General features: G+C 55.7%; 1 pseudogene. It reads right to left on the bottom strand.

Annotated elements, in window-relative coordinates:
* Positions 1–242: pseudogene (locus ACXJ5O_RS28800) on the bottom strand (sensor histidine kinase); the annotation flags it as partial.
* Positions 243–774 lie beyond the last annotated feature (532 nt).

The following is a 774-nucleotide window of genomic DNA, read 5'->3' as shown; positions in this document are numbered from 1 at the left end:
CGATACTTGTCGGTGAGGAAGTGCGCCATTTTCTCGACATGGGCTTTCTCCGGAAATCTTGTGAGGTCGAGAAATTCCGAGAAAATATCGACCTTGCCCGCGGTCCCTTCCCGCAGCCGGTTTCGCACTGCTTCTCCCGCTTCGGTCGTTGCCGCTATTCGTTCGTCGTAAGGATAAAGAATAAGGACACGGGGCACCCGGCCCACGATCTCCATCGAGACGGCCTGTTCAGCGGCCAGCATCGGGAGAACCAGGAAAAAAAACGCGGCCGAGGACCGGACAATCCGGCTCGATCGAACCTTCCAATTGCACACCATGAACGTTCTTGCCCCCAACAAGACGGACCCATAGTAACAGATTGAGCAGAGGACGGTATCAGTGGAAGTATGTAGGTGATCCCACGGAAATGCCCCGCTCTGACGTGCCGGCTGGTTGTCGAATTAACGGGCCAGTTCCTTGTTGCCTGACGTCGCCTCGTTTGCCCCTAAGTACAATATCACCACGCACCGCTCTTTCGTAGGATACCTCCGACCTGCGTACCGGGAGGCACGCGGGCCTTGGAATTTCGAAGAAAGTTCTGGCTTGAACATCAAGGTCAACACGTTGGTCGCGACATGCATGGTCATGTCCTGCGCTCCATCAATCACCTCGTTCGAACGAAGTCAGGCTGGAAGCTTAAACGGAGGAACTGGCAAATGAACGGCAAATTCTTGAATTACGGCCTTGGCGCATTGACCGCCACGGCCCTTCTCCTGGGCAGCAGCGCTCTTGGCC

This window comes from Phyllobacterium sp. P5_D12, from assembly GCF_054049495.1.
This window is presented reverse-complemented; position numbering and strand designations above follow the sequence as displayed.